This window comes from Chrysiogenia bacterium, assembly GCA_020434085.1.
Classification (GTDB): Bacteria; JAGRBM01; JAGRBM01; order JAGRBM01; family JAGRBM01; genus JAGRBM01.
This window is the reverse complement of sequence record JAGRBM010000316.1, coordinates 1-2834: the sequence shown is the minus strand read 5'-3', so window position 1 is coordinate 2834 and position 2834 is coordinate 1. Positions and strand designations below refer to the sequence as shown.

Below are 2834 nucleotides of genomic sequence, written 5' to 3'. Positions count from 1 at the left end.
TCCTACGAAATCACCCGCGCGGGGATCGTTCACTGAGTCTCTCAAGGAGGAGATCATGGCAAGAAAGAATCCAGTTCCCATCGGCGGTGCCGTCATCGCCAACCCCATCGAAACCGCGCCCATGTCGGCGCAGCCCCAGGTGGAGATTCGCCTGGAGAAGGGCCTTCGGGCGACCAAAGACCCGCGCAATCCCTACGTGGTGAAGATCGCGCAGGTGAAGTATCCGCCCGAGCGCAGGAAGAGCGCGACGCCCATCCGCGCAGTCCCCGCGCGCGCTCCCAGCGCCAAGGCGGCCCGCGCCGCACGACCGGCAAAGAAGGCAGCGCGCAAAGCCCCGGCTCGTCGCAAGCCCTCGCGCGCACCGGCCCGGCCGGGATTCCCCCCGTTCACGCCGCCCTCGGCCCAGAAGCACGCAGTGGCCCGCCACAACCCGCTTCCGGGTTTCGGTGACTTCGGGGATTCCAAGAGGGAGCTCGCGGGCGACGTGCTCAAGATGACAGGTCTACTCCTTGGCGTCGGCATCGGCGTCCCGGCGCTCCGCCAGCTCATCTTGAAGCTCATCAAGAAGGAAAACGTGGGCCCCGAGGGAAGCGTCACGACGCTCTCTCATGCCATCCAGACCGTGCTTGCGCTGGGGATCGCGGGGCTTGCCGAAGCCAAGATCGAGGACAAGGGCCTTCGCCGCGCCACGCAGGCCCTCGCGCTGGCTGCCGCGCTCTCGCGCCCGGTCAATCATGCGATCACAAAGTACCGCCCCGGCTCGGAGATCGGTCTGCTGGGAGAAGCCTCGCAGCCGGTGCGCCCGCTGCGCCTCGACTTCGACGTGCTGCCGCCGGGAACGAACCTCATCGAGGGCCTTGGGCAGGAAGTCTCCGATCTCGACACCGATCCGGTGCTCGACGAGATCCTTCGTCAGCGGGCTGCCAAGCAGCTTCCTGCACCGGCCGAGGCCCCGGCCATTCTCTCGAACCCGCAGGTCACCGCCCCCGGCGAGCCGCTGGTGGGCGAAGTCCTGCCGCCCGACACCTCCGAGCCCCTGCTCGCCAGTCCGCAGCCGCCCACCTGGGACGATCAGGTCTCCGGGTATCTGCCCCTCGGCGACCTTGTGGGCGCCCTGAACTGAAATTTTTCTCTGAAGGAGTAAACACATGGAAACCTACGAAGAAGACATTCATCCCGACGCCGAAGAATTCGCCGACCTTGAAGGGGTGCTGGGCGACCTTGGCGCCCGCCGCTTTCGAAAGCGCATTGCAAAACTTCCCCAGCCCCAGCAGCAGGCCCAGGAGCAGCAGGTGCTCCAGCAGGCAAACCTCATGGCGAACATCGCCAAGAAGGTGACCGGCGGACGCGGCAAGGCAGGCTCGCCCATGGAAGGCGAGATGCAGCGCATCCGCCAGTGGGCCAAGGCCAAGGGCTACGACGTATCCAAGCTCAAGATCGAGAGTGTGCGCTGGTTCCACAAGCGCACCCTGGAACTCGCCAATCTCCAGAACCGCTACTCGTACTTCAGCGAGCTCGAAAAACCCGGCCCCCTGGAGACGAACATGCAGATGTGGGGCGAGTGGCCCCAGACCACCCTAGTGGTTTTGAAAGGCATTCTCGCCACGGTGCACCTCAAGACCTACGGCGCCGTTGATCCCAATGCCGCCGGGTACATCTCCATGGTCGACCGCTTTCTGAACAACGCCACGTTCAAGTACAAGATCGACCAGTCCGAGAGCGTCCCCATTCTCCTGAAAAACCTCCCCGCCGGAGGCGGCGCCTTCAGCATCGGCAACGAGTCGAACGGCTGGCCGACGGCGACGAACATCCGCATGCTCCGCCACCCGGTCTTTATCGAGGGCGGCATCCAGTTCTTCAGCGAACTCAACGTGGACCAGAGCGCGTTCACGGTGCTTGCCGGCGGGCCTCCGCCGGTGCCCACGCCGCTCTATGACGGGGCCGAGCTCTTCGTGACGATGGAGCTCGATGCCACCTGGGTGCGGCACACGGGCTGAGCGGCGCGCGCATCCTCCCGGAGTGAGGGCCTCCGGGAGGATGCGGGCCGCCTCTTCAATATTTCAACCTCAGGAGAGAAGACGTGGACGTCGTGGGCGCAAAATCGGGCCTGTTCGAGAGCGAGGTTCGCCGGATCATTGAAAAACATCCGGGCAGGAAGCTGCGGCGGGCCTATGCCTACCGCACGCAATTCCGGCCGGACGTGATTGCTACTGAAAGAGGCGACGCCTCCAGCATCCAGATTCTCAAGAAGCAGGTCTTCATTCTGATGGACCTGCGCATGGCGGCGCCCGATACCTTGAAGCTCATCCAGTATCCCTTCGAGGTGCGCCTTTCGGACCCGCGCTATGGGGACGCATTCGTGCCGGATTTTATTCCGGCGCCCGCGCTCCTCGGCACCGGCTCGTTCCCGGTCTACCTGGAATCTCAGATTGAGTTCGAGGGAAACACCATCCTCCGAATCGAAATCCGCTTTCCAGATGATGTCCCCGAGATCTACACGCCGATCATCTCGGCCCACGGAGTCGCCCTGCTGTGAGCGCGTTCGTCTACAGGACGATTGGCTTCGAGAATCCCGGCGCGCAGATCGCGCCCGTGGAGGGCGAGTATCTGTTCTCAAAGGATGCGGTCATCACGCGGCTCTTCGTCACGAGCCATTCCACGTTCCTGCCCGCTGCCTGCGAGATCGAGCTTCGTTTGAACAGCGAGGCGCTCCTCTCCCAGGGAGGCTTCGCCCCTTTTCTGCTCGCGGCGGGGGCGTTTGCGCCGTGGCTGCACATCCCGGTGAAAGCCGGGCAGCGCCTCAAGGTGCGCTGGAGCATTCCGCCGGGGCGCTC

The 2834-nt window shown here is 64.4% G+C and carries 4 protein-coding genes; all 4 read left to right on the top strand.

The features are described 5' to 3' along the window. The first annotated feature begins 55 nt into the window (after window positions 1-55). Window positions 56-1123: a hypothetical protein gene (locus KDH09_11020; protein ID MCB0220217.1), complete on the top strand. Its 1068-nt coding sequence runs from the start codon at window positions 56-58 to the stop codon at window positions 1121-1123. A gap of 25 nt (window positions 1124-1148) precedes the next feature. Further along, on the top strand, window positions 1149-1997 hold the full coding sequence (locus tag KDH09_11015; protein ID MCB0220216.1) for a hypothetical protein: 849 nt from the start codon (window positions 1149-1151) through the stop codon (window positions 1995-1997). 83 nt (window positions 1998-2080) lie between these two features. After that, window positions 2081-2536 (top strand): hypothetical protein, encoded by a 456-nt coding sequence (locus KDH09_11010; protein ID MCB0220215.1) that lies wholly within the window; start codon window positions 2081-2083, stop codon window positions 2534-2536. After that, window positions 2533-2834 (top strand): hypothetical protein (locus KDH09_11005; protein ID MCB0220214.1); only part of this gene is annotated, 302 nt, incomplete at its 3' end. The genes KDH09_11010 and KDH09_11005, both read left to right, overlap by 4 nt.

Bases quoted from the DNA above. Each gene is read 5' to 3' on its own strand.
- KDH09_11020 (MCB0220217.1), top strand. From the start codon at position 56: ATGGCAAGAAAGAATCCAGTTCCCATCGGCGGTGCCGTCATCGCCAAC.
- KDH09_11015 (MCB0220216.1), top strand. From the start codon at position 1,149: ATGGAAACCTACGAAGAAGACATTCATCCCGACGCCGAAGAATTCGCC.